At 74.5% G+C, this 19,226-nt stretch carries 20 protein-coding genes and 1 riboswitch; of the genes, 14 read left to right on the top strand and 6 right to left on the bottom strand.

The window, feature by feature from the left end:
* Positions 1-9: 9 nt before the first annotated feature.
* Complete coding sequence (locus IF27_RS00460) at positions 10-1,545, top strand: MFS transporter (protein WP_052847213.1); 1,536 nt, start codon at positions 10-12, stop codon at positions 1,543-1,545.
* A gap of 64 nt (positions 1,546-1,609) precedes the next feature.
* Here the strand turns inward: IF27_RS00460 and IF27_RS00455 are convergent, their stop codons facing one another.
* Complete coding sequence (locus tag IF27_RS00455; protein ID WP_110945396.1) at positions 1,610-2,773, bottom strand: rod shape-determining protein; 1,164 nt, start codon at positions 2,771-2,773, stop codon at positions 1,610-1,612.
* A 349-nt stretch (positions 2,774-3,122) separates the two neighbouring features.
* Here IF27_RS00455 and IF27_RS00450 point away from each other — a divergent pair, with 349 nt between their 5' ends.
* The 3 genes from IF27_RS00450 to fxsT all read left to right on the top strand — a co-directional run bounded on the left by IF27_RS00450 (position 3,123) and on the right by fxsT (position 6,774).
* The gene (locus IF27_RS00450) at positions 3,123-3,362 is read left to right on the top strand and encodes a DUF397 domain-containing protein (protein ID WP_052847211.1); all 240 of its coding nucleotides are present in this window, start codon (positions 3,123-3,125) and stop codon (positions 3,360-3,362) included.
* A gap of 149 nt (positions 3,363-3,511) precedes the next feature.
* Positions 3,512-3,889, top strand: coding sequence for a hypothetical protein (locus IF27_RS30725; RefSeq protein ID WP_190232738.1), 378 nt, complete (start codon positions 3,512-3,514; stop codon positions 3,887-3,889).
* Entirely contained in the window at positions 3,886-6,774 is a 2,889-nt protein-coding gene (gene fxsT / locus IF27_RS00440) for an FxSxx-COOH system tetratricopeptide repeat protein (RefSeq protein ID WP_052847207.1), read from the top strand. Before IF27_RS30725 ends, fxsT begins: the two co-directional genes overlap by 4 nt.
* Positions 6,775-6,783: 9 nt before the next feature.
* Here fxsT and IF27_RS00435 read toward each other — a convergent pair whose 3' ends face one another.
* Positions 6,784-7,707 carry a DUF3048 domain-containing protein gene (locus IF27_RS00435; RefSeq protein ID WP_110945394.1) on the bottom strand — a complete coding sequence of 308 codons (924 nt, stop codon included), beginning with the start codon at positions 7,705-7,707 and terminating at the stop codon, positions 6,784-6,786.
* Between the two features lie 111 nt (positions 7,708-7,818).
* Between IF27_RS00435 and rpmG the strand changes: the two genes are divergently transcribed.
* From rpmG to IF27_RS00410, 5 genes are all read left to right on the top strand, one after another.
* Positions 7,819-7,983 (top strand): 50S ribosomal protein L33, encoded by a 165-nt coding sequence (rpmG, locus tag IF27_RS00430; protein WP_052847205.1) that lies wholly within the window; start codon positions 7,819-7,821, stop codon positions 7,981-7,983.
* Positions 7,984-8,026: 43 nt separating this feature from the next.
* Positions 8,027-8,281 (top strand): type B 50S ribosomal protein L31, encoded by a 255-nt coding sequence (locus IF27_RS00425; RefSeq protein WP_052847203.1) that lies wholly within the window; start codon positions 8,027-8,029, stop codon positions 8,279-8,281.
* Positions 8,281-9,423 carry a CobW family GTP-binding protein gene (locus IF27_RS00420; RefSeq protein WP_052847201.1) on the top strand — a complete coding sequence of 381 codons (1,143 nt, stop codon included), beginning with the start codon at positions 8,281-8,283 and terminating at the stop codon, positions 9,421-9,423. Before IF27_RS00425 ends, IF27_RS00420 begins: the two co-directional genes overlap by 1 nt.
* A 163-nt stretch (positions 9,424-9,586) precedes the next feature.
* Positions 9,587-11,014 (top strand): rifampin monooxygenase, encoded by a 1,428-nt coding sequence (rox, locus tag IF27_RS00415; protein WP_052847198.1) that lies wholly within the window; start codon positions 9,587-9,589, stop codon positions 11,012-11,014.
* A gap of 200 nt (positions 11,015-11,214) precedes the next feature.
* Entirely contained in the window at positions 11,215-11,451 is a 237-nt protein-coding gene (locus IF27_RS00410; protein WP_052847196.1) for a DUF397 domain-containing protein, read from the top strand.
* 37 nt (positions 11,452-11,488) lie between these two features.
* Here the strand turns inward: IF27_RS00410 and IF27_RS00405 are convergent, their stop codons facing one another.
* On the bottom strand, positions 11,489-12,001 hold the full coding sequence (locus IF27_RS00405) for an ATP-binding protein (RefSeq protein WP_052847194.1): 513 nt from the start codon (positions 11,999-12,001) through the stop codon (positions 11,489-11,491).
* Positions 12,002-12,368: 367 nt separating this feature from the next.
* Between IF27_RS00405 and IF27_RS00400 the strand changes: the two genes are divergently transcribed.
* Complete coding sequence (locus IF27_RS00400; RefSeq protein ID WP_052847850.1) at positions 12,369-13,208, top strand: helix-turn-helix domain-containing protein; 840 nt, start codon at positions 12,369-12,371, stop codon at positions 13,206-13,208.
* Between the two features lie 48 nt (positions 13,209-13,256).
* On the opposite strand, the gene IF27_RS00395 is transcribed toward IF27_RS00400, so the two are convergent.
* Complete coding sequence (locus IF27_RS00395) at positions 13,257-13,868, bottom strand: PadR family transcriptional regulator (RefSeq protein ID WP_052847193.1); 612 nt, start codon at positions 13,866-13,868, stop codon at positions 13,257-13,259.
* Between the two features lie 141 nt (positions 13,869-14,009).
* Between IF27_RS00395 and IF27_RS00390 the strand changes: the two genes are divergently transcribed.
* From IF27_RS00390 to IF27_RS00375, 4 genes are all read left to right on the top strand, one after another.
* Entirely contained in the window at positions 14,010-14,966 is a 957-nt protein-coding gene (locus IF27_RS00390) for an ATP-binding cassette domain-containing protein (RefSeq protein WP_052847191.1), read from the top strand.
* A complete protein-coding gene (locus IF27_RS00385) occupies positions 14,963-15,760 on the top strand; it encodes an ABC transporter permease (RefSeq protein WP_052847189.1) in 798 nt (265 codons plus the stop codon). Before IF27_RS00390 ends, IF27_RS00385 begins: the two co-directional genes overlap by 4 nt.
* A 34-nt stretch (positions 15,761-15,794) precedes the next feature.
* Complete coding sequence (locus tag IF27_RS00380) at positions 15,795-16,508, top strand: bleomycin resistance protein (protein WP_052847188.1); 714 nt, start codon at positions 15,795-15,797, stop codon at positions 16,506-16,508.
* A gap of 105 nt (positions 16,509-16,613) precedes the next feature.
* The gene (locus IF27_RS00375; protein WP_052847186.1) at positions 16,614-18,236 is read left to right on the top strand and encodes a threonine/serine exporter family protein; all 1,623 of its coding nucleotides are present in this window, start codon (positions 16,614-16,616) and stop codon (positions 18,234-18,236) included.
* 26 nt (positions 18,237-18,262) lie between these two features.
* Here IF27_RS00375 and IF27_RS00370 read toward each other — a convergent pair whose 3' ends face one another.
* Positions 18,263-18,577: a DMT family transporter gene (locus IF27_RS00370; RefSeq protein ID WP_052847184.1), complete on the bottom strand. Its 315-nt coding sequence runs from the start codon at positions 18,575-18,577 to the stop codon at positions 18,263-18,265.
* A gap of 10 nt (positions 18,578-18,587) precedes the next feature.
* Positions 18,588-18,650: riboswitch (guanidine-III (ykkC-III) riboswitch) on the bottom strand.
* 65 nt (positions 18,651-18,715) lie between these two features.
* Entirely contained in the window at positions 18,716-19,210 is a 495-nt protein-coding gene (locus IF27_RS00365; RefSeq protein ID WP_052847182.1) for an inorganic diphosphatase, read from the bottom strand.
* Positions 19,211-19,226 lie beyond the last annotated feature (16 nt).

Below are 19,226 nucleotides of genomic sequence, written 5' to 3'. Positions count from 1 at the left end.
CCTTGCCGCATGTCTGCACCGTCCGCACCGTTCCCACCGGCCGCGCCGCCCGGCGCGCGCCCCGGCAAGTGGTGGCCGCTGGTCGCCATCTGCCTGGGCAACTTCATGCTCCTCATCGACGTCACCATCGTCGTCACCGCCCTGCCGTCGATGGCCCAGGACCTCGACGCGGGGTTCACCGACCTCCAGTGGGTCATGGACCTGTACGCCCTCGCGCTCGCCGCCCTCGTCATGGTCGCGGGCACGGCGGGCGACCTGCTGGGCCGCCGCCGCGTGTACGCCCTGGGGCTCGCCGCCTTCGCGGTGGCCTCCCTGGTCAGCGGCCTCGCGCCGAACGTCGGCGTCCTGATCGCCGCGCGCGCCCTCCAGGGCGTGGCCGCCGCCGCCATGCTGGCCACCAACACGCCGCTGCTCGCCGCCGCCTACACGGGCCGCGACCGCGCGTTCGCCTTCGGCATCTGGGGCGCGGTCAGCGGCGCGGCCAGCGCGCTGGGCGTCCTGCTCGGCGGCGTCCTGACCGACTACCTGGACTGGCGCTGGATCTTCTACGTCAACCTGCCGGTCTGCGCGCTCGCCCTGCTGATCACCTGGCGCACGGTCGCGGAGTCGCGCGGTGCCGCGTCCCGCATCGACTGGCCGGGCACCGCGACGTTCACGGTCAGCGCCGCCGCGCTCACCTACGGCCTGATCCGGGGCGGCGAGGACGGCTGGGGCGACGCCGTGGCCGTGGCCGCGTTCGCCGTGGCGGCCGTCGCGCTCCTGCTGTTCCTGCTGGTGGAGCGCCGTACGGCCGAGCCGCTGCTCGACCTGCGGATGCTGCGGCGGCCGTCGTTCGCCGCGCTGATGGCCGCCGCGTTGATACTGACGGGCGCCGCGTTCGCGCACTACACGTACACGATGCTGTGGCTCCAGTCCGTCCAGCAGCTGACGCCGATAAGGGCCGGGCTCGCGGTGGTGCCGATGGCGGTGACGGCGTTCGTCGTCTCGGGCGCGGGGGGCAGGTTCCTGCACCGGCTGCCCGCCTGGGTAGCGGTGAGCGGCGGCCTGGCGCTGATCGGCGTCGGCCTGCTGACGCAGACGGCGATCGGCCCGGGCTCCGACTGGACGGTCCTGCTGCCAGGGCTGATCATCTCGGGCGCGGGCGTCGGCACGGCGATCCCCGTCCTGGTCGCCGCCGCGCTCGCCGCCGCGCCCCCGGAGCGGGCGGGGATGGCGAGCGGCGCCGTCAACACGTTCCGCCAGCTCGGCTTCGCGCTCGGCGTCGCCGTGCTCGGCACGCTCTTCAGCGGGCGCATCCGCGAGGTCCTCACGGGGGCCGGCCTGACGGAGGCGGCGGCCCGCGCGGTCAGCGGGGGCGCCCCGCTGGGCAGTGACCAGGGGCTCGTGCGCGAGGCGTACGCGGCGGCGCTTGAGCGCGTCTACCTGACGGCGGGGCTGGCGGCCGTCGTCACGGCGCTGCTGGTGGCGGCGGTCGCGCGTCCGTCGCGGACGGCGGCGGCGCGGGCCGAGGCCCCGGCGCGCGAGCCGCTGCCGACGGCGCGCTGACCACGCCGACCGGAACGTACCGGCCGGGGCACGCGGCAGGCCCCGGCCGGTACGTGCGAACGGCTCAGACCGTCGCGGACGCCTCCTGCTCACGGCCCGCCTGCTCGTCACCGGTCTCCGCGCCCGCGTCCGGCGCGGGCAGCTGCCCGGTCCGCGACGCGGCGGGCACCCGCCCGGAGTGCCGCCCGCGCCGACGCGGCCCCGGGGTGGGCTCGGGCAGCGGCACGAGGCGTGGCCGTACGCGGCCTTCGAGCAGCGCGCCGAGGCCCTGCACGGCGCACAGCCCCGGCTCGTCGGCGACCTGGACGGGCATGCCGGTGTTGTCGCGGATGATCTGGTCGAGGCCGGGGAGCCCGGCCGCGCCGCCCGTGAGCATGACGCCGCGCTCGGCGAGGTCGGCCACCAGGTCGGGCGGGCAGCGGTGCAGCACGGCGCGGATGGTGTCCAGCAACGCCGTCAGCGGCGGCATGACGGCGGCCCGCAGGCTGCGCGGATCGACCCGCACCGTCCTGGCGAGGCCGGTGGCGACGTCGCGTCCCGCGACCTCGGCGAGTCCCTGCTCCGGGTCGCCCAGCGCCTCGTGCAGCGGGCGCACGGCCAGCGAGGGGAGCATCAGCTCGTGCTCGTTGCGCAGGTGCTGGAGGAGGGCGCGGTCGATCGTCTCGCCGCCCATCGGCACCTTGTCGGCCGCGACGATCGAGCCGAGCGACAGCACGGCGATCTCGGTCGTGGCCGCCCCGACCTGCACGATCATCGTGGCTTCCGGCTCCTCCACCGGCAGGCCGCAGCCGATGCCCGCCGTGATCAGGCTGTCCACCAGCTCGACGCGCCGCGCCCCGACCCCGACCAGCGTCTCCAGCGCGGCGCGGCGCGCCAGCGGGTCGGCGTCGTGCGGGATGCAGACGGCGGCGCGCAGCAGCGGGTTGCGCCGCCAGGCGCGGCGGAGCTTGGTGCCGACCATGGCGCGCAGCATGCGCTGGGCCATGTCGATGTCCACGACGGTGCCGCCGATGATCGGCTTGACGACGCGGATCGTGGCCGGGGTACGGCCCGCCATCCGTTCGGCGGGGGTGCCGACGGCGATCAGGGCGCCGGTCTTCGTGTTGACCGCGACGATGGAGGGTTCGTCCACGACCAGACCGGAGTTCTTCAGGTAGATGCGGGTACGGGCGGCACCGAGATCCGCGGCCACCGAGCAGCGCCGCAGATGATCATGGCTGAGGGTCATACCGTCATGCTGTGTGACCGCACCCCGGCCCGCCCGCTGTGCTGAGCCGACCGGAGGAGACGGCGCGTCAGCTACCCGACCGGTGACAACGCCGCGCCAAGGCCGGGCCATTGCTCGCCGCCCGAGGTGACGCTCCGTCGCCTCCGCGCCGCCACCGGGCGGTCCGGCGCTGTTCCCCGACTGTTGAATTGACAAGGACACGCCGAACGCGCTCCTCGTCCGGGCGCCGATCTGCTCATACGATCGGAAGCGAGGTCGTGTCCGGCGCGGAGCACCGTCGAGCGGGGACGGGCGGCGCCTCGGAGCGGGACGCGGCCTCGAACGAGGCGGCGAGGGGGAACTGCTGCTCATGCGGGGGACGTCTGGTGACGGCCGGGCCGGCTGGCGCAGGTCGAGCTACAGCAACGCGGACGGGGGCAACTGCGTCGAGGTCGCCGAGCCCCGGTGCGTCGGCTGCCTCGCCGACGTGCCCGTGCGGGACAGCAAACGCCCGTACGGCCCCGCCCTCGCGTTCGCGCCCGCGACCTGGTGCGCGTTCGTCCTGCACGTCGGCCGCCGCCACGGACGCCAGGTGTCCCGCATGCACTGACAGCCCGTCAACTCACGTCACACGGGCACCACTTCGGGTGTGCCGCGGCCCGATGTGCGGGAACCGGTGGCCGGGCCGTGCAGTCCCTGATAAGGGTGGAGCGGTCGGCGGGGCGGCGCCGCCGTACGGGTGGTGGGAGGCGGGTGCGGATGTCACGAGCGGGGCGGTGGCTCGTCATGGTCTGCGGCACGGTCGGGGTGTTCTGCGGGTGCCTGCTCGCCGGGTGGACCGACCCGTTCGGCGTCCTGCCCGAGGACGGCGCGAACCGGCTCGCGGTCTCCACCGCCACCGCCGGGGCGGCCTCGGCAGCGGTCGCCGTGCCCCTCGGCTGGTGGGCCGGTCGCGAGGCGGGGACCGGCGGCGGACGGCGCGTGCGGCAGCGCGCCACGGCCAAGGGCCGCGCGAAACTCACCCAGACTGCCGGGGGCGCCGACGACATCGACCAGCGCGCGACCGCCCGTGGCCGCGCGGAACTCCACCAGTCGGCCGCCGACCAGGAACCGGACACCCCGGGGAGCGGCACATGAGCCCCGACGGCGCACGCCCCCCGCGCGCGGGCGACCACGCCGACCAGCGCGGCAGCGCGTCCGGCGCCGCGAGCCTCAACCAGGCGGCGGGCGACCAGCCCATCACCTACGTCTACGGCCCCCAGTACGTCGGCGCGCCGCCCGCCGAGCCGGACGCGGGCCGCCTGGAATGGCCGGTGCGCATCGGCGCCGTCCCCCCGGCGGCCACCGCGTTCCAGGACAGGCAGGACCTCCGCGAACGGATCGGCCTCGCGCACCGCGGCAACGGCACCGTCGTCCTCACCCAGGTCCTCTCCGGCGGCGGAGGCGTCGGCAAGACGCAGCTCGCCGCCCGGCACGCCCACCACGCCGAGGAGTCGGCGACCGACCTCGTCATGTGGATCGACGCCTCGGAGACCGCCCAGGTCGTCGGCGCCTACGCCCGCGCCGCCCGCCGCCTCAGCCTCCCGGGGGACGAAGGCCAGGACGCGGAGACGCGGGCCCGCGACTTCCTCGACTGGCTGGCGGGCACGCGGCAGTCCTGGCTCATCGTCCTCGACGACATCACCGAGCCCGACGGCATGGGCGGCTGGTGGCCGCCCACGCCCTCCGGCGGGAACGGCCGGGTCGTGGCCACCACCAGGCGCCGCGACGCGATCCTGTCCGGCGGCGGGCGCGTCCTCATCGACATCGACGCGTTCACCGCCGCCGAGGCCGTCGCCTACCTGACGGACCGTCTCGTCCAGGCCGCCGCACGGCACCTTCTGGACGAGGAGGCCGAGGCGCTCGCCGAGGACCTCGGCCGCCTTCCCCTGGCGCTCGCGCACGCCGCCGCCTACATGGCCAACCAGGGCACCACCAGCCGCCGCTACCGCGCGCTGCTCGCCGACAGCAGGCAGCGTCTCGACGGCCTCATGGCCCCAGGAGGCGACGGCTACCAGCGCCAGATCACCTCCGGCCTCCTCCTGTCCCTCGACGCGGCGGCGCGCGAGGAGCCCGTGGGACTGGCCGGGCCCGCGCTGCGGCTGGCCGCCCACCTCGACCCGGCCGGGCACCCCAGGCACCTGTGGAGCAGCGAAGCCGTCACCGGCTACCTCGCCCGCCACCGCGCCACGCCGGACGCCGGGGAGGTGACCGCCGAGGATGCGCTGGCCGCGGTGCGGGTCCTGCACCGCTACGGCATGCTCACCGACCAGCCCGCCGACGGCCCCCGCGCCATCCGCGTCCACGCCCTGACGGCGCGGGCCGCCCGCGAGACGACCCCTGACGGCGCGTCGGCCGCCGCGTCCCTCGCCCTCGCCGCCGCCCTCATGGACTGCTGGCCCGCCGAGTACCACCACGACCCGGCGCTCGCCACGGTGCTGCGCTCCAACACCGACGTCCTCGCGCAGCACGCGGGCGACGCCCTGTGGGACCAGGAGACCGGCGGCCACGTCGTCCTCTTCCAGTCGGGCAACAGCCTCCACGACGCCGGGCTGCACCGCGCCGCCCGCGCGTACTGGACGGAGATGGCGCGGACCGCCCACGACCTCGTCGGCCCCGACCACGCCGACACCGTCACCGTCCGCCACAACCTGGGGATCTCCCTCCGCGACGCCGGGCGCGTCGAGGAGGCGATCGCGCTCCAGCGGCAGGTGGTCGAGGACCGGAGCCGCGTCCTCGGCCCCGACCACCGCAGCACCCTCGCGACGCGCGGCAGCCTCGCGATCTCCTACCGCAGGGCCGGGCGGTACGACGACGCGATCGCGCTCCAGCGGCAGCTCGTCGCGGACAGCGAGGCGGCGCTCGGCCCCGACCACCCCGACACCCTGGGCGCGCTGGGCAACCTCGCCTTCACCTTCTGGAACGCGGGCCGGATGGACGAGGCCATCCGCATCGAGGAGGAGGTCGCCGCCGACCGCGAGCGCGTCCTCGGCCCCCGGGACGTCAACACGCTGATCACCCGGAGCAATCTGGCGATCTCCTACCGCGACGCAGGGCGGATCGACGACGCGATCGCGCTCCAGCGCGAGGTGGCGGCCGACAGCGAGGAGGCGCTCGGGCCCGAGCACCCGGACACGCTGGACGTGCTCGGGTCGCTGGCCGTCACCTACCGCAGGGCCAGGCGGTTCGACGAGGCCGTCGCGCTCCAGCTGCGCCTGGGCGAGACCAGCGAGCGCGTCCTCGGCACGGATCACCCCGACACGCTGGGGATGCGGGGGAGCCTGGCGTACACGTACTGGAACGCGGGCCGGGTGGACGAGGCGATCGGCATCGAGGAGGAGGTCGCCGCCGACCGCGAGCGCGTCCTCGGGCCCGACCACCCCAGCACCCTCGTCGCCCTCAACAACCTGGCGATCTCCTACCGCGACGCAGGGCGCGTCGCGGAGGCCGTCGTGCTGCAGAGCCGTGTGGTCGCCGACTACGAGCGGGTCCTCGGCCCCGAGCACCCGAGCACGCTCGGCGCCCGCGGCAGCCTGGCCCTCTCGCACCGCAAGGCCGGGCAGCTTGAGGAGGCCGTCGCGCTCCAGCTCGACCTGGCCGCCGACCACGAGCGGATCCTCGGGCCCGACCACCCGGAGACCCTCGCGGCCCGTGGCGGCCTCGCGCACTCGTACTGGACGGCGGGCCGGGTCGAGGAGGCGATCGTGCTGGAGGAACGGCTCGTGGACGACCGGCGGCGCGTCCTCGGGCCGGACCACCCGGAGACGTTCACGGCGCGCGACAACCTGGCGATCTCCTACCGCGACGCGGGGCGCACCGGGGACGCCATCGCCCTGGAGCGTGCGGTGGTCGCCGACTACGAGCGCGTCTTCGGGCCTGACCACCACGGCACGAGGACGGCGCGCGGCTTCGTCGCGGCCTGGGAGCGGGAGCGCGTGCGGGCACGGAGGCGGCGCTGGTGGCGCCCGTGGGGCAGGCGGTGAGGCCGGCGCTCAGGCCCGGTCGAGCACGATCCAGACCGGGCCGCGCGCGAAGCGCAGGGGATCGCCGCCCGGCGTGGTGAACTCCGTCCCCGCCTCGGCGTCCGGCCGTTCCCACCGGCCGTCGTACGCCCTGCCGTCGCGCAGCACCACCGCGCCCCCCGAGCCGACGGTCTCGGTGTACGGCGTCGGGTTGCCGTTCGCGTCGCGCAGCGCGGACTCGCGCACGGTGACCCGCTGCACGACGACCGTCGCGGGCCGCGCGTCCACTGCGTCGCCGTCGAGGAGGACGCGCCACCGCCCCTCGTCCGCCGACCAGCGGAAGGTGAAGCGGGCCTGCGGGAAGGCGGCGTCGTACGTCCGCGCGGGCTCCCCGCCGCTCCCCGGCGCGGCGCCGAAGCGCAGCCCGGCACCGGCGGCGTCCGGCGCGTCCCCTGCGCCCTCGGCGGTGTCGAGCAACTCCTCCGGCCTGACGTACAGGTTGTGCGGCGAGGCGCGGCGCCCGTCCCGCTCGTACGCGCGTGGCGCCGCGTCGGGCGAGGCGGCGACGACGTCGGCCCGCCGGATGGCCGCCGCCACCGTCTCCTGCGCCCCCGAGTAGGCGAAGACCGGCCTGCCGAACTGCGCGAGCAGTTCGAGATCCGACTCCCGCGCGCTGCGCACCGGCCCGATCCGGCCGGGCAGCGTGCCGGACCAGACGCCCACGAGGCGGCTCAGCCCGCCCTCGACCTCCTCGGCGTAGACGAGGTCGGCGCTGTCGAGGCCGGTCTGCGGCCTGGCGCCCGGCGCGTTGTCGATCTTGACGGCGACGACCGGCCCCGGGTCGCCGCGCTCCCCGGTGAACGGGGACGTCCGCCCGCCGTCGCCGCCGCAGCCGGTGGCCGCGAGCAGGGCCAACGCCGCCGCGCCCGTCAGGGTCCGGATCTGTGTACGCATGGTCACCTCTCGCGCCGGAACGGCCCTCAGTGCATCACATACCGGGATGTACCGGACGCCATCCACGGACCGCCAGATGAAGACGATTACCGTTTCCGTATACTGGGCCGCATGAACCGCCACGACACGCGACCGGTCGTCCGGATGGGAAGCACCGCCGGGACCGGGTACTCGTACGCGACCCGCAAGAACAGAAGAAACGACCCCGACCGCCTTGAGCTGCGGAAATACGATCCGGTGGCCCGTCGGCACGTCCTCTTCCGCGAGGAGCGCTGACCGCGCGCACCGCCACGTCCCACCCCTGACGAGGAGCACGACCATGAAGTCCGGAATCCACCCCGCCTACCGCCCCGTCGTCTTCCGCGACCGCGCGGCCGGATACGCGTTCCTCACCCGCTCCACGGCGACGAGCGCGCACACCATCGAGTGGGAGGACGGCAACACCTACCCGGTGATCGACGTCGAGACCTCCTCGGCCAGCCACCCGTTCTACACGGGCACGGCCCGCGTCCTCGACACGGCCGGGCGCGTCGAGCGCTTCGAGCGCCGGTACGGCAAGCGCGAGGAACGCTGATGCTGCCCGTCGTCCTGGTCGGCGGACTGCACGCGGACGCCCGCAGGGGCGCCGTGCGGCAGCTGCTGCACCAGGTGCCGGGGAGCGTCGCCCTGCACCACGACCTGACGGGTGCCGCGCGCGGCCGGGTGGTCCGCACCGCCCGGCACGCGGGCGGCGTCATCGGCGGCGCCGAGACGGCGCTGGTCAACGACTGCGCCTGCTGCGCGCTGCGGGCCGACCTCGTCCCGGAGCTGCGCGGCCTGGCCGCCGACCGGACGACGCGGCTGGCCGTCGTCGAGCTGTGGGACTCCGTCGAGCCGCGCTCGATGGCCGAGGTGATCACGGCGCACGCCTCGGCGGGGCTGCGGCTGGCCGCCGTCGTCACCGCCGTGGACCCGGCGCAGGTCATGCCCTACCTGGCCTGCGGCGACGAGCTGGCCGAGACCGGGCTCGCCGCCGCGGCGAACGACGCGCGCACGGTCGCGGACACCTGGGCACGCCAGCTGGAGTACGCCCCGGTGCTCGCCCTCGCCGCCGGCCCCGACCAGGCCGACGACGCCGACCGCGCGCTGCTGGCCCAGCTGCACCCCACGGCGGTGCGCGTCGGCGTGGCCGACCCGCACTTCGCCGCCACGGTGCTCGGCGACCACTTCGACACGGAGGCCGCCGCCGCCCGCCAGCACCCCGCCACGGCGCTGCTGCCGCAGGAGGCGGCGCAGGACGGCGTGCTCACGGCCGTGTGGCGCCACCGCCGCCCGTTCCACCCCGAGCGGCTGTACACGGCGCTCGAAGAGCTGACCTGCGCGGCACCCCGCAGCAGGGGCCGCTTCTGGCTCGCCGACCGCCCCGACACCCTGCTGTCCTGGGACGCCGCGGGCGGCGCGCTGAGCGTCCACGCGGCGGGGCCCTGGCTCGCGGCACTGCCCGACGCCGCCTGGGACCTCGTCCCGCCAGGCCGCCGGGTGGCCGCGGCGCTCGACTGGGACGACGAACTGGGCGACAGGACCCAGCACCTGGTGTTCACCGGCCCGGGGCTCGACGTCGTCGGGCTGCGCGCGCTGCTGGCCACCTGCCTGCTGACCGACGAGGAGTACGCGGCCGGTCGTCCGGCCTGGCGACGGCTCGCCTCCGCCTTCGACGATCTCCTGGACCGCGTCTGAGACGGCGAGGGGGCGTACCCACTCCTCGCCACTCTCAACGTATAGCGCACGGGGGGGCTTGCGGCAAGACCCCGTCCCTGCCGCACAATCGTCGGCCGAGGCCAGGACCTGCGTGGACGCGCGGCCGGGCCTCGATCCGACTGCCTGGTGAGTGGGGGGTTCCATGTTCGACGTGATCATCGCCGGTGGCGGGCCGACCGGCCTGATGCTGGCCGCCGAACTGCGGCTGCACGGCGTACGCGTGCTCGTGCTGGAGCGCGAGACGGCGCCGACGCCGTACGTCCGCGCGCTGGGCCTGCACGTGCGCAGCATCGAGGTGATGGACCAACGCGGCCTGCTGGAACGCTTCCTCGCGCACGGCAGCCAGTTCCCGGTCGGCGGCTTCTTCGCCGCCATCGAGGCGCCCGCGCCCCCGGAGCTGGACACCACGCACCCGTACGTCCTCGGCATCCACCAGCCCGTCACCGACCGCCTGCTCGCCGAGCACGCCGCCGAGCTGGGCGCCGAGATCAGGCGTGGCCACGCGCTGGCCGGGCTGAGCCAGGACGACGAGGGCGTGGACGTCGAGCTGTCCGACGGCACACGGCTGCGCGCCCGCTGGCTCGTCGGCTGCGACGGCGGACGCAGCACGGTGCGCGGGCTGCTGGGCGTCGGGTTCCCCGGCGAGCCGACCAGGGCCGAGACGCTGCTGGGCGAGATGGAGGTGACCGCGCCGCCCGAGGAACTGGCCGCCGTGGTCGCCGCGGTGCGCGAGACCAACAAGCGGTTCGGCGTCGGGCCCTTCGCGGGCAAGGTGCACCGTGTCGTCGTCCCGGCGGACGGGGTGGCGGAGGACCGCTCGGTCCCGCCGACCCTCGACGACTTCAAGCGGCAGCTGCGGGCGTTCGCCGGCACCGACTTCGGCGTGCACTCGCCGCGCTGGCTCTCGCGCTTCGGGGATGCCACGCGCCAGGCGGACCGCTACCGCGTCGGCCGTGTGCTGCTCGCCGGCGACGCGGCGCACGTCCACCCGCCGGTCGGCGGGCAGGGCCTCAACCTCGGCATCCAGGACGCGTTCAACCTCGGCTGGAAGCTGGCCGCCGCCGTCAACGGCTGGGCGCCGGAAGGGCTGTTGGACACCTACCAGGCGGAACGCCACCCGGTGGCCGCCGCCGTGCTCGACAACACCCGCGCGCAGATGGAGCTGTTGTCCCCCGAGCCGGGGACGCAGGCGGTGCGCCGCCTGCTGGCCGAGCTGATGGCGCTCGACGGCGTCACCCGCCACCTGATCGAGAAGATCACCGCGCTCGACGTCCGCTACGACCTCGGCGAGGGGCACGAGCTGCTGGGGCGGCGGATGCGGGACGTGCCGCTCAAGGAGGGCCGCCTGTACGCGCGGATGCACGGGGGCCGCGGGCTGCTGCTCGACCGGACGGGGCGGCTGTCGGTGGCCGGGTGGGAGGACCGGATCGACCACGTCCCCGACACCGGCGGGGAACCGGGCGCGCCCGCCGTGCTGCTGCGGCCCGACGGCCATGTGGCGTGGGCGGGCGACGAGCAGGCCGACCTCCTCGCCCGGCTGCCGCGGTGGTTCGGCGCGCCCGCCGCCTGACCGCGCGGCCGGGGGAACCGAATCGCGCCGACGCGCGTCTCACGGACGGGCGACGCGTCGGCGCGGGGCCGGTGACGCCCCGTGCACGTGCATAAGCACGTGCAGATGCACGTGAACAACGTTATGATCCAGGGTAGTTGGGTGCGCGGCACATCCGTGCGGCGCACGATCGCACCACTCGCACGACCCTGGAGACACCGGTGGCCTACGCGTACAACGGCATAGCCGCTCACGAACTCCGGGACGTGCAGTGGCTGAAGAGCAGTCACAGCAACTCGCAGGGCACCTGCGCCGAGTTCGCGCGGCTGCCGAGCGGCGACGTGGCCATGCGCAACTCGCGCTTCCCCGACGGGCCCGCCCTCGTCTACACACCGGCGGAGGTCGAGGCGCTCCTGCGCGGCGTGAAGGACGGGGAGTTCGACCACCTCATCGCCTGACGTCATCGCCTGCGTGGCGAGGCGAGGGGCCGTTCCGTCACGCGGTCCCGAAGACCGCCCACACGATCTTGCCCTGCTGCCCGCCCGTCAGCGGGCGCCAGCCCCAGCCGTCGCTGAAACATTCCACGAGACGCAGCCCGCGCCCCGACTCGGTCGCCCCGTCCAGCTCCCCGACGCGCGGCGCATGACCGCTCGGGTCCTGCACGGCGCAGACCAACCGGCCCGCGCAGCGCATCAGTTCCAGCCCGACGGTCCGCGTCCTCGTCTCGGGCGGCATCGGCACGGGGACGGCCCGCGGCACGGGGGGCAGCGCGCGCAGCCCGTGGCGCAGCGCGTTGGTGACCAGCTCGGAGACCACGAGCCCGACCGGCTCGCACTGCTGCGGCAGCCGCCAGGCGCGGAGCGTCTCCCGGGTGAAGTCCCTGGCGCGGCGCACCGATTCCGGGCGCCCGCTCAGCGCGAGGGAGGCGGTGCTCGACACGGTCCGCGGATCGACGGGCGGCAGCGGGTGCCCCGATGGCATGAGCACGGGCGTTCCGTCTGTCCCCATGGCGCGGCACTCCTGGCGTAGCGGCGGCATCGCTGATGACGGAGGTCGCCCCGCCGCCCGGCGGGCCCCCGCGACCACCCCGGCCGCGTCGGGCGTGCGCGGGCAGGACGGTGCTGACGCACCGGGTCGCGGCGCGCGGTTCTCATGCTTCCCAAGGCTCACGGCAAATGCAAGGGCAGATGCACGTGCACGAAAATTTTTGATGGACCGTAATCACGCGCGCACCGAATGACACGTGGAGATGGCAGACTTCGCACGGTGCGAAGTGGAGGGCAGTGAGCGCATGAGTACTCAGGGGATAGTGGGGGATACCAACATCACCGGGGTCACGGGTGCCGCCGTGGTCCCGGAAGCGACCGGCGGCTCCATGGTCCGCCGTATCCTGCTCGGCTCGCAGCTGCGGCGGCTGCGCGAGGCGTGCAACGTCTCCCGTGAGGAGGCCGGTTACGCGATCCGGGCGTCCGAGTCCAAGATCAGCAGGATGGAGCTGGGGCGGGTCAGCGTGAAGCCGCGCGACGTCGCCGACCTGCTGACGCTGTACGGCGTCACCGAGGACGCCGACCGCGAGCCGCTCCTCGGCCTGGCCAGGTCGTCGGGCCAGGCGGGCTGGTGGCACAGCTACAGCGACGTGCTCCCCAGCTGGTTCCAGACCTACATCGGCCTCGAAGCCGCGGCCGAGCACATCTCGACCTACGAGCTCCAGTTCGTCCACGGCCTGCTCCAGACCGAGGCGTACGCGCACGCGGTCATGGTCAGCGGCCACAAGGGGCGGCTGCCCGCGGGCGAGGTGGACCGGCGGATCGCGCTGCGGCTCGCCCGGCAGAAGCTCCTCGTCTCCGAGAACGCCCCGCACCTGCACTGCGTGCTGGACGAGGCGGCGCTGCGCCGTCCGTACGGCGGGCACAAGGTGATGGACGAGCAGCTGCGGACCCTCATCGAGTTCTCCGAGTACCCGAACGTCACGCTCCAGGTCGTGGCGTTCGCGCAGGGCGGTCATGTCGCCGAGTCCGGCGCGTTCACGCTGCTGCGCTTCGCGGAGACCGAACTCTCCGACCTCGTCTACCTGGAGCAGCTCACCGGTGCCCTCTACCTCGACAAGCGCGAGGAGGTCACCGCCTACCAGGGCGTGCTCGGCAGGCTGCGGAACTCCGCGCTGAGCGAGCACGCGACGCGCGAGCACCTGGAGTGGCTGCGCGGGCGCCTGTGACGGGTGGCGCGGGCCGGGGCGGCGTCTCCGCTCCGGCCACGGGCCCGGTCAGCCGTACGGGTTCTCGACGCCCTCGGGGAGCACCTCGACGGTCCGCTCGCCCTCGCCCGCCATCACGTACGCCCCGCCCTCCAGCCGTTCGACGAGCCCGAGGGTCCATGCCGCGTCGCTCTCGGCGTTGTGCGTCCACAGCCGCATGACCTCGCCGATGTGCCCCCACTCCTCGGGCGACGACAGGGGTGTCCAGTACCGCTCCACCTCCGTGACCTTCAGCTTGAGCGCGGCGACGCGCTCGCGCAGCAGGTCGATCGCCTCGGCGCGCGGCAGGTCCACGATGAAGCCGACGGCGCCGGTGAGCACGTCGATGCGTTCGTCGTACGCGCGCAGCGAGGCGCGCAGCAGGGTCAGGTAGCTCTGCTCGCCCGCGGGCGTCAGCTCGTACTCGGTGCGGGGCGGGCCTCCGGCGGGGCTCGGCGCGGTGTCGTGCGCGTGGAGCAGGCCCTCCTTGGCCATCTGCTTGAGCGCGTGGTAGATCGACCCGGGTTTGGCGTTCGACCACTCGTGGGCGCCCCAGAACTCCAGGTCGCTGCGCACCTGGTAGCCGTGGGCACGGCCGTGCTGACGGACGGCGCCGAGGACGAGGAGCCGGATGACCGACATGCGCGGCCGTCTCCTTTCGCTGGTGTGACTGCCGTGCCCAGTGTCTCACCCGTCCCTCCCTAATCAAACTTGACTAGGCACCCGGGGTCCCGTACGGTCGCGCTCCGGTTTGGTAATCAAATTTGATCAGTAAGGGGTGACATGACCGACGCGATCGCCGTCACGGCCCTGAGCAAGACCTTCGGCGACAGACCCGCCCTCGACGGCCTCGACCTCACCGTCGCCCAGGGCACCGTCCACGGCGTCCTCGGCCCCAACGGCGCGGGCAAGACCACCGCCGTCCGCATCCTGACGACCCTGCTGCGGCCCACGGGCGGCAGCGCGTCCGTCGCCGGGCACGACGTCCTGCGCGACCCGGCCGCCGTCCGCCGCCGCATCGGGCTCGTCGGCCAGCACGCCGCGCTGGACGAGGGGTTGGACGGACGGCAGAACCTCGACCTCTTCGGCCGCCTCCACCACCTCGGCGCCCGCGCCGCCGCCCACCGCGCGCAGGAACTCCTCGAACGCTTCTCGCTCGCCGACACCGGCCGCATGCCCGTGGGCCGCTACAGCGGCGGCATGCGCCGCCGCCTCGACCTGGCCGCGGGGCTGATCACCAGGCCGGACGTCCTCTTCCTCGACGAGCCCACCACCGGGCTCGACCCGCGCGGACGCGGCGAGGTGTGGGAGGCCGTCAGGTCCCTCGCGGGCGAGGGCACCACCGTCCTGCTCACCACCCAGTACCTGGAGGAGGCCGACCACCTCGCCGGGCGCGTCTCCGTCCTCGACGGCGGACGGCGCGTCGCCGAGGGCACGCCCGACGAGCTGAAGGCCCGCACGGGCGCCGACCGCATCGACGTCGTCGTCCGCGACGCCGCGCAGCTCACGGCGGCTGCGGCCGTCGTCGGCGCCGCCGTCCGCGCGGCGCACCCCGTCACCGACCCCGATCGCCGCCTGGTCAGCGCCCCGGTCTCCGACCGGATGGCCGCGCTCACCGCGACCCTGCGCGCGCTGGAGGCCGCCGGGATCGCCGCCGAGGACATCGCCCTGCGCCGCCCCACCCTGGACGAGGTCTTCCTCCACCTCACCGGCACGGCCCCCAGGAAGGACCCCGCATGACGGCCCCCGCGTCCCCAGGACTCGTCACCGACACACTGATCATGACCCGCCGCGGCTTCGCCCACTGGGCCCGCAGGCCAGGCGCGGTCGCCACCGAGCTGATCTTCCCCGTGATGATGCTCGTGATGTTCGTCTACTTCCTCGGCGGCGGCCTCGCCGTCGAGGGCGGCGACTACGAGGACTTCCTCGTCCCCGGCATCCTCGCGCTCACCATGGCGTTCGGCCTGGAGGGCACCATGGTCGCGCTCACCCAGGACGTCGAACGCGGCCTGCTCGACCGCTTCCGCTCGCTGCCCATCGTCCCCTCGTCCTTCCTCGTCGCCCGCAGTGTCATCGACATGATCAGCTCGGCCGCGTCCCTGCTGGTCATGCTCGTCGCCGGACTCCTCGTCGGCTGGCGCTGGCACGAGGGCCCCGTCTCCGCCCTGGCCGCCGTCGGCCTGCTCCTGCTGCTGCGCCTGGCCATGCTCTGGGCCGGGATATGGCTGGGGCTGCTCGCCGGACGCCCGGAACTCGTGCAGACCATCCAGATCCTCGTGTGGCCCGTCGCGTTCCTGTCCAGCGTCTTCACCTCCCCCTCGACCATGCCGGGCTGGCTCGGCGCGATCGCCGAATGGAATCCGATGTCCGCCACCGCAGCCGCCGTCCGCGACCTCTTCGGCAACCCCTCCTGGGCCTCCGACGCCTGGGCCGCCGACCACGCGCTGCTGCTCGCCGTCGCGTGGCCCGTCCTGCTGCTGGCCGTCTTCGTCCCCCTCGCCCTGCACCGCTGGGCCCGCCTCTCCGACCACTGACCCACCCCCCCGGCTGACCCCAGGAGCACGGCCCATGCCCGAGACCACCACGCCCATGCTGCCCTGCCACGCGCTCGCGCCCGTCCTCGACTTCTACACCGCCCTCGGCTTCGACGTCACCTACCGGCAGGCCAGCCCCAACCCCTACGCCGTCGTCGAACGCGGCGACGTCGCGCTCCACCTCTACGGCATCAAGAACTACGACCCTGCCGCCTCGTACAGCACCTGCCTCATCGGCACCGACGACGTGGACGGCCTGCACGCCGCCTTCCGCGCGGGCCTCAAGGCCGCCCTCGGCCGCATCCCCACGACCGGCCTGCCCCGCATCGGGCCGCTGCGGGACACCAGCTACGGCGTCCGCCAGTTCCTCGTCACCGACCCCGCCGGGAACTGCCTGCGCATCGGGCAGCCCACCAGCGACGACCCGAGCCACCGCCCCGCACCCCGCGAACCGTACGCCCGCGCCCTGCACCAGGCCGCGCTGTTCGCCCACGGCAAGGAGGACCAGACGGCCGCCGCCCGGGTCATCGACCGCGCGCTCGCCCGCACCGCCGACCGTCCCACCCCCGTCCAGCTGCTGCGCCTCCTCGTGCTGCGCGCGGACGTCGCCGCACGCCTCGGGGACGACGCGGGCGCCACGGCCGCCCTCGACCGCGCCACCTCCGTCACCCTCGACCTCACCCCCGAGGAACAGGCGTCCGTGACGGACGACCTCGCCCGCCTCGCCGAGCTGCGCGACCAGCCCTGACCGGCCCGTACGCCTCGCACTCCCCGCGCCGCCCCGCCCGCATTGACCCTATGCTGCCCGGGTAGACGACGGGGACTCACGAGACGGCAGGGAGCGGGAGCGGACGTGGCCGGGGACAGCGCGCGGCCGGGCGGCGACGAGTCGTGGGACCCGGAGACCACCTCGGGATTCACGGTCCCCGAAGGGCTCGAACCGGCACCCCCCGCCGAGGACGAGCACCCGACGTCGTCCGGCTTCGCGCTCCCCGAGGGGCTGACCGTCCCGTCACGCCCGCAGCCGCACAGCGAGTTCACGCCCGCCGAGGGCATACCGGCCGTCGTCCACCTCACCCGCGGCGGGCCCTGGCAGGACCGGATGCGCAGCATGGTCCGGCTGCCCCTGACGGAACGCCCTGCCCCCGAGTACGTGCCGCGCGGCGACGACGAGACGCCCCCGCCCGTGCCGCGCGTCCTCGACCTGACGCTGCGCATCGGCGAGTTGCTGCTCGCCGGGGGCGAGGGCGCCGAGGACGTGGAGACGGCCATGTTCGCCGTCACCCACGCGTACGGCCTCGCTCGCTGCGAGGTGACCGTCACGTTCACGCTGCTGTCCGTCTCGCACCAGCCGTCCCTCGTGGACGCCCCCGTCTCCCTCGACCGCACCGTCCGGCGGCGCGGCACGGACTACACGCGGCTCGCCGCCGTGTTCCGGCTCGTGGACGACATCTCCTCCGGCGCCGTCACGCTTGAGGAGGCGTACGGGCGGCTGGCCGCCATGCGGCGCAACCGGCACCCGTTCACCAAGTGGCAGCTCACCGTCGCCAGCGGCCTGCTCGCCGGGGCGGCCAGCACCCTCGTCGGCGGCGGCTGGGCCGTCTTCGCGCTGGCCGCGCTCGGCGCGATGCTCGGCGACCGGCTCGCCTGGCTCGCCGCCGGGCGCGGGCTGCCGGAGTTCTACCAGTTCGTCGCGGCTGCCGTGGCCCCCGCCGTGGTCGGCATCTGCTGGGCGGCAGGGCACGACACGGGCGGCGGCGAACGGCAGGCCGCCGCCATGATCACCGGCGGCCTGTTCGCCCTGATCCCGGGACGCGCCCTGGTCGCGGGCGTCCAGGACGGCCTGACCGGCTACTACCTGACGGCCTCCGCGCGCCTGCTCGAAGTCATCTACCTCAGCGTCGGCATCGTCTGCGGCGTCCTCGCCGTCCTCTACCTGGGCGAGGTGTCGGGCGTCAGCCTCGACCCGGACGTCCTCGACCGCGTCACGCGCCCCGGCATCCAGCTCCCGGCGGCGCTCCTGCTGTCGCTGACGTTCTGCGTGCTGCTCCAGCAGGCGCCCAGCACCGTCGTCCCCGCCACGCTCAACGGCGGCGTCGCCTGGCTGGTCTACGGCGCGATGCACGACACCGGCGGCCTCTCGCCGTTCGCCGCGACGGCGGTCGCCGCCGGGATGGTCGGCCTGTTCGGACAGCTCGCGTCCCGCTACCGGTTCACGTCGTCGCTGCCGTACGTCACGGCCGCCATCGGCCCGCTCCTGCCGGGCAGCGCGGTGTACCTCGGGCTGCTCGCCTTCGCGCAGGGGGACGTCACCTCAGGCGTCCACAACCTGTTGACGGCCGTGACGCTCGCGCTGGCCATCGCCATCGGCGTGAACCTCGGCGGCGAGATGGCCCGCCTGTTCATGCGCACCCCCGGGGGCCGCCCCGCCACCCCGGCGGGCCGCCGCGGCGCGAAACGCACGCGCGGCTTCTGACCGCTCCGGCCCCGCGCCGCGCCCGTTCAGTGCGCCAGCTTCAGCCCCACGACGCAGCCCACGATCCCGGCCAGCAGCAGCACCTTCAGCGCGCTCGCCGACTCGTCACCGCTCAGCATCGCGTACGCGGTCGTGCACACCGCCCCGATCCCCACCCACACGGCATAGCCCGTCCCCACGGGCAGGGTGCGCAGCGCGTAGGCCAGACCGGCCATGCTGAGCACGAGGGCGACGACGAACACGGCCGTCGGCGCCGGTCGGCTGAAACCCGCCGACCTCCCCAGCGCCGTCGCCCACACGGCCTCCATCAGACCGGAAAGAACCAGCACGAACCAGGCCATCACGGACTCCCACGCGCCGTCTTGTCATGTCTGGGTACGGCGCACCTCGTCCAGGAGCCGGTCGGGGCTCTGCGGCCCAGGCTCTCACACAGGACGCGCGCCCGCCCCGGGCGCGCGTCCCCCCGCCGGGCCGTGCGGTCAGTGGGCCGCGCCGGACTCCGCCGCGCGCTTGATCGAACGCTCGATCTCCGCCTCGGCCGCCGCACGGCCGACCCAGTCCGAGCCCACGACGTGCTTGCCGGGCTCCAGGTCCTTGTAGCGCTCGAAGAAGTGCTTGATCTCGCCGCGGACGAACGCGCTGACGTCCTCGATGTCCTGGAGCTGCTCGAACCGCGGGTCGCCCGCCGGGACGCACAGCAGCTTGTCGTCGCCGCCCGCCTCGTCGGTCATCTTGAACATCCCGATCGTGCGGCACTCGATCAGACAGCCGGGGAACGTCGGGGCGTCCAGCAGCACCAGCGCGTCCAGCGGGTCCCCGTCCTCGCCCAGCGTGCCCTCGACGAAGCCGTAGTCCGCGGGGTAGGCCATCGACGTGAACAGGTGCCTGTCCAGGCGCACCCGGCCGGTCTCGTGATCGACCTCGTACTTGTTCCGCGAGCCCTTCGGGATCTCGATGGTGACGTCGAACTCCACGGAGGTTCTCCTTAAA

Source organism: Streptomyces avicenniae (assembly GCF_000719135.1).
GTDB classification, from domain to species: domain Bacteria; phylum Actinomycetota; class Actinomycetes; order Streptomycetales; family Streptomycetaceae; genus Streptomyces; species Streptomyces avicenniae.
This window is presented reverse-complemented; position numbering and strand designations above follow the sequence as displayed.

Bases quoted from the DNA above. Each gene is read 5' to 3' on its own strand.
- IF27_RS00395 (WP_052847193.1), bottom strand. From the start codon at position 13,868: ATGTCGGTCATCCGGCTCCTCGTCCTCGGCGCCGTCCGTCAGCACGGC.
- IF27_RS00405 (WP_052847194.1), bottom strand. From the start codon at position 12,001: ATGGGGACAGACGGAACGCCCGTGCTCATGCCATCGGGGCACCCGCTG.
- fxsT (WP_052847207.1), top strand. From the start codon at position 3,886: ATGAGCCCCGACGGCGCACGCCCCCCGCGCGCGGGCGACCACGCCGAC.
- IF27_RS30725 (WP_190232738.1), top strand. From the start codon at position 3,512: ATGTCACGAGCGGGGCGGTGGCTCGTCATGGTCTGCGGCACGGTCGGG.
- IF27_RS00455 (WP_110945396.1), bottom strand. From the start codon at position 2,773: ATGACCCTCAGCCATGATCATCTGCGGCGCTGCTCGGTGGCCGCGGAT.
- IF27_RS00435 (WP_110945394.1), bottom strand. From the start codon at position 7,707: ATGCGTACACAGATCCGGACCCTGACGGGCGCGGCGGCGTTGGCCCTG.
- IF27_RS00425 (WP_052847203.1), top strand. From the start codon at position 8,027: ATGAAGTCCGGAATCCACCCCGCCTACCGCCCCGTCGTCTTCCGCGAC.
- IF27_RS00460 (WP_052847213.1), top strand. From the start codon at position 10: ATGTCTGCACCGTCCGCACCGTTCCCACCGGCCGCGCCGCCCGGCGCG.
- IF27_RS00390 (WP_052847191.1), top strand. From the start codon at position 14,010: ATGACCGACGCGATCGCCGTCACGGCCCTGAGCAAGACCTTCGGCGAC.
- IF27_RS00385 (WP_052847189.1), top strand. From the start codon at position 14,963: ATGACGGCCCCCGCGTCCCCAGGACTCGTCACCGACACACTGATCATG.
- rox (WP_052847198.1), top strand. From the start codon at position 9,587: ATGTTCGACGTGATCATCGCCGGTGGCGGGCCGACCGGCCTGATGCTG.
- IF27_RS00450 (WP_052847211.1), top strand. From the start codon at position 3,123: ATGCGGGGGACGTCTGGTGACGGCCGGGCCGGCTGGCGCAGGTCGAGC.
- IF27_RS00420 (WP_052847201.1), top strand. From the start codon at position 8,281: ATGCTGCCCGTCGTCCTGGTCGGCGGACTGCACGCGGACGCCCGCAGG.
- IF27_RS00380 (WP_052847188.1), top strand. From the start codon at position 15,795: ATGCCCGAGACCACCACGCCCATGCTGCCCTGCCACGCGCTCGCGCCC.
- IF27_RS00400 (WP_052847850.1), top strand. From the start codon at position 12,369: ATGGTCCGCCGTATCCTGCTCGGCTCGCAGCTGCGGCGGCTGCGCGAG.
- IF27_RS00370 (WP_052847184.1), bottom strand. From the start codon at position 18,577: ATGGCCTGGTTCGTGCTGGTTCTTTCCGGTCTGATGGAGGCCGTGTGG.
- rpmG (WP_052847205.1), top strand. From the start codon at position 7,819: ATGAACCGCCACGACACGCGACCGGTCGTCCGGATGGGAAGCACCGCC.